Below are 4,257 nucleotides of genomic sequence, written 5' to 3' on the forward strand. Positions count from 1 at the left end.
ACAACGACAACGACAACGACAACGACAACGACAACGACAACGACAACGACAACGACAACGACAACGACAACGACAACGACAACGACAACGACAACGACAACGACAACGACAAGATTGTGTTTAACTTGTTCTTGACTCGTTACTTAGGGATGCAGACGCCGCCTCGGCGTCGGCCCAGCGGACTTCTGAACATGACGACACCCCCCCCGATCCAGCAATTACGCGACCTGGGCCGCGCCCTGGCGGAGGCGGCCGACCCGCAGACCTGTCGGGACCTGCTGCGCCGGATCGCGGCGCTCGAGCCGACCCTACCGCCGTCCGGCGGCGCGTCGCGCGCCGGTGCCGCGGCGGCACCGCCAGAGCCCTTGGCAGCGCAGTTGGGCGGGCCGGCATCCGCCGGCTCCGAGCCGGCGCCGCGGCACGCGGCCCTGGTCCAGACCCTGGTCCACGACCTCCGCCAGCCGCTGGCCGTCATCGCCATGTACAGCAATGCCGCCGCCCAGCTCGTCGCGTCCGGCGAGTTGCCGGCGCACGAGTTGGTGCAGGTGCTGGGCCGGATCGACGCGCAGGTCGAGCGTGCCGCCCAGATACTGGCGCGGGCGCTCACCTGCATCGACGGTGCGCAGGACCTGCCGGGGTCCCCGCGGGCACCCAGGGATCCTTGACCCCAAGATCCGGAAATTGCTCTCACAAAGACACAGAGACACAAAGAACACAAAGAACACAAAGAACAACAGATCATTGAAGCCGTTGGGCCGATCACCGCCCAGGTGATCTCCGCGACCGACATATCGCTTTGAAAATCTTTGTGATCTTTGTGTCTCTGTGAGAGAACTCCTCTTTCCAGGTTGACCGGCGTGCAGCGCTGGCCAGTCCCCCGCGCTAGGTATTTCCACGGACGCCGGGACCGGACCAAAGGCGTAGGATCTTCGGTGTTGGTGCATCGAGGCAGACCGGGCGAAGCGCAGGGCGCAGGGGACACCCATGAAACGCGATCACCATTGCTGCAATGACGCGATCGCTGCCGCCGGTGCCGACGCATTCACTATGAAGGGCTGATCCATGCAAACCTTGGGCGAGTACCGCGGTATCCACTCGGACCTGCGCCAGATGATCGATGACCTGCGCGCGCTTCTCACCATGGAGCAATTGCGTCTGCGCCCCAACGCCAGGACCGCGTACGAACTGCTGTGTGACCTGGGCGAGCGGGTCGACCGGCATCTGGCGCAGGAGGATCACGACCTGTACCCCAGCCTGCTGATTCATGAGGACCCCAGGGTCAACTCCATGGCCTGGGGATTCATCATCGGGGAGATGCCCATGCGCAAGATCTTCGCCGACTATCGCGCACGCTGGCTGCAGGACTGCGACTTCAACTTCACCGATCAATTTCTGCTCGACACCGACAAGGTCTTCACCCTGGTCGCGCACCGCCTGGATGGCGAGGAACAGGTCCTCTTCCCCAAGATGGTCGAGATCGGCATGTTCCGTGAGGCGCGTCGCTAGCCTCGCTGCCGTCCTGCATATACTGTGAATCTTCGCGGCAACTCGCCGCGTTCGGCAAGGTGGGGTAAACTCGTCATATCAGGCGAAAAAATCGCATAAGGGATGATAAATCGCCATAAAAGGCGCCTTATGAAGATCACAGCACAGTTGACGGACACTGCCATCTTGCGGGAGTTGGGCGCACGCCTGGCGGCGACGCGGTTGGAGCGCAACCTGACCCAGGCCGCCCTAGCGGAGCAGGCCGGGGTCTCCAAGCGTACCTTGGAACGGCTCGAATCCGGCGAGGTGGCGACCCAGTTGTCGGGCTTCGTGCGGGTGTGTCGGGCACTGGACCTGGCCGAACGGCTGGACCTACTGGTCCCGGAGCCGGTACCCAGTCCGCTGGCGCAGATGAAGCTTCAGGGGCGACAGCGCCAACGGGCCTCGGGCAAGCGGGCCGCGGGCACGCGGGGCGCGGCCGATGGGCCCGGGACCTGGACCTGGGGTCAACCCGAGTGATCGCGCGGGTACTGCTGTGGGGGCGGGCCATTGGGGCCGTGTCGCACGAGGCGGGGCGCGACTATGCCGCCTTTCAGTACGCCCCGGTCTTCGCCCGCAGCGGCATTGAGGTCTCACCCCTGACCATGCCGTTGAGCGACCGGGTCTATGTCTTTCCCGAGCTGCCCCTGCGGACCTTTCACGGATTGCCGGGAATGCTGGCCGATGCGCTGCCCGACCGCTTCGGTAACCTGCTGATCGATGCCTGGCTGGCCACCCAGGGGCGTACCCCGGATGGCTTCAGCGCCGTCGAACGGCTCTGTTACACGGGCACCCGCGGCATGGGTGCCTTGGAGTTCGCCCCGGTGCTGGGTCCGCGCCCGCGCAAGGCGGCACGCATCGAGATCGAGGCCCTGGTGCGGCTCGTCTCGGAGGTACTGAGCCGGCGCTCCGGGCTGCTCGGCAGTTTTCAGGGACCGGCGCGGCAGCGCGCCTTGCAGGACATCCTGCGCGTGGGGACCTCGGCGGGCGGCGCCCGCGCCAAGGCGGTGATCGCCTGGAACCCGCAGACCAACGAGGTGCGTTCCGGTCAGGTCGCCGCCGGCACTGGCTTTGAATACTGGTTGCTGAAATTCGATGGCGTCACCGGCAATCGGGACAAGGAGATGGAGGACCCCCAGGGCTACGGGGCCGTCGAATACGCCTATTATCTGATGGCGCGGGCGGCGGGGATCACCATGAGCGAGTGCCGGTTGCTGGAGGAAGGGGGGCGGCGCCACTTCATGACCCGGCGCTTCGACCGGCTGGCAGACGGGGGACGGCTGCACATGCAGTCCCTGGGTGCCCTGGCCCATTTCGATTTCAACCAACCCGGGGCCTATGCCTACGAGCAGGCCCTGCTCGCCATCCGCCGGCTCGGGCTATCCGCCGCGGCGGTGGAAGAGCAATTCCGGCGCCTGGCCTTCAACATCGTCGCCCGCAACCAGGACGATCATGTCAAGAACATCGCCTTCCTGATGGACCGGCAAGGCCAATGGTCGCTGGCCCCGGCCTTCGACATGACCTACAGTTACAACCCCGCGGGGGCCTGGACGGCCACCCACCAGATGACCCTCAACGGCAAGCGCGCCGGCTTCACCCTGGACGACTTCAACGCCTGTGCCAAGGTGGCCCTCATGAAGCGGGGCCGGGCCGCCGCCATCCTCGCCGAGGTGCAGGAGGCCGTCCGGCGCTGGCCGATGTTCGCCCCCCAGGCCGGGGTGGCCGAACCTTGGACGGAACAGATACGGCAGGCCCACCGGTTTTTCCCAGCGGGTGAAGAAGCTGGAGCCGCGTGACCAGGCAAGGCGACGCATTCGATTGCGCGCATCCTTCCCCCGCTCATCCGCCTGCAACCGGTGCCGGAGCCTAACTTAATGGCAGTGACGCTCCAGCGTGGGAATGCAGTGCGGGCGCTCCGCGTCCCGTCTGTTACCTGGACGCGGTCCGCCCGCTCTTGCTTCCACGCTGGAGCGTGGGAGCCAGCAGCGCGATTCATGCAAACCTTGGGAGAGTACCGCGGGACCCACTCGGACCTGCGCCGGATGATCGATGACCCGCGCGAGCTCCTCACCATGGAGCAATTGAGTATCCGCCCCAACGCCAGGACCGCGTACGAACTGCTGTGTGACCTGGGCGAGCGGGTCGACCGGCATCTGGCGCAGGAGGATCACGACCTGTACCCCAGCCTGCTGATGCATGAGGACCCCAGGGTCAACTCCATTGCCTGGGGATTCATCATCGGGGAGATGCCCATGCGCAAGACCTTCGCCGACTATTGCGCGCGTTGGCTGCAGGACTGCGACTTCAACTTCACCGATCAATTTCTGGTCGACACCGACAAGGTCTTCACCCTGGTCGCCCACCGCCTGGATGGCGAGGAACAGGTCCTCTTCCCCAAGATGGTCGAGATCGGCCTGTTCCGTGAGGCGCGTCGCTAGTCTCGTTGCCGTCCCCGCGCGCGAAGGTCCGGACCTGTCGTGGCGTCGAGCGGGCGTGCCCATCCGGGCCGCGTCGAGGTCTGGAGGATGGGCACGCTGCGCTGGAACGGCTCGAATCCGGCGAGGTGGCGACCCAGTTGTCGGGCTTCGTGCGGGTGTGCCGGGCACTGGACCTGACCGAGCGGCTGGACCTGCTGGTCCCGGAGCCGGTACCCAGTCCGCTGGCGCAGATGAAGCTTCAGGGGCGACAGCGCCAACGGGCCTCGGGCAAGCGGGCCGCGGGCACGCGGGGCGC

Annotated in this window: 5 protein-coding genes; all 5 read left to right on the forward strand. The window is 65.8% G+C overall.

All coding sequences use genetic code 11. The features are described 5' to 3' along the window. Window positions 1–191 precede the first annotated feature (191 nt). The 5 genes from QZY48_RS10305 (at window position 192) to QZY48_RS10325 (ending at window position 3,962) form a co-directional block, all read left to right on the forward strand. Window positions 192–665 carry a histidine kinase dimerization/phospho-acceptor domain-containing protein gene (locus tag QZY48_RS10305; protein WP_295430735.1) on the forward strand — a complete coding sequence of 158 codons (474 nt, stop codon included), beginning with the start codon at window positions 192–194 and terminating at the stop codon, window positions 663–665. Window positions 666–1,062: 397 nt separating this feature from the next. Further along, complete coding sequence (locus QZY48_RS10310) at window positions 1,063–1,506, forward strand: hemerythrin domain-containing protein (protein WP_295430736.1); 444 nt, start codon at window positions 1,063–1,065, stop codon at window positions 1,504–1,506. 129 nt (window positions 1,507–1,635) lie between these two features. Beyond that, window positions 1,636–2,004 (forward strand): helix-turn-helix transcriptional regulator, encoded by a 369-nt coding sequence (locus QZY48_RS10315; protein WP_295430737.1) that lies wholly within the window; start codon window positions 1,636–1,638, stop codon window positions 2,002–2,004. Beyond that, window positions 2,001–3,320 carry a HipA domain-containing protein gene (locus tag QZY48_RS10320; RefSeq protein WP_295430738.1) on the forward strand — a complete coding sequence of 440 codons (1,320 nt, stop codon included), beginning with the start codon at window positions 2,001–2,003 and terminating at the stop codon, window positions 3,318–3,320. The genes QZY48_RS10315 and QZY48_RS10320 overlap by 4 nt, the downstream gene beginning before the upstream one ends. A 198-nt stretch (window positions 3,321–3,518) precedes the next feature. Further along, the gene (locus tag QZY48_RS10325; RefSeq protein WP_295430739.1) at window positions 3,519–3,962 is read left to right on the forward strand and encodes a hemerythrin domain-containing protein; all 444 of its coding nucleotides are present in this window, start codon (window positions 3,519–3,521) and stop codon (window positions 3,960–3,962) included. Window positions 3,963–4,257 lie beyond the last annotated feature (295 nt).

This window comes from uncultured Thiodictyon sp. (assembly GCF_903828115.1).
Taxonomy (GTDB): Bacteria; Pseudomonadota; Gammaproteobacteria; order Chromatiales; family Chromatiaceae; genus Thiodictyon.

Excerpts from the sequence above, each read along its gene's own strand:
- QZY48_RS10305 (WP_295430735.1), top strand. The coding sequence starts at position 192 with ATGACGACACCCCCCCCGATCCAGCAATTACGCGACCTGGGCCGCGCC.
- QZY48_RS10310 (WP_295430736.1), top strand. The coding sequence starts at position 1,063 with ATGCAAACCTTGGGCGAGTACCGCGGTATCCACTCGGACCTGCGCCAG.
- QZY48_RS10315 (WP_295430737.1), top strand. The coding sequence starts at position 1,636 with ATGAAGATCACAGCACAGTTGACGGACACTGCCATCTTGCGGGAGTTG.
- QZY48_RS10325 (WP_295430739.1), top strand. The coding sequence starts at position 3,519 with ATGCAAACCTTGGGAGAGTACCGCGGGACCCACTCGGACCTGCGCCGG.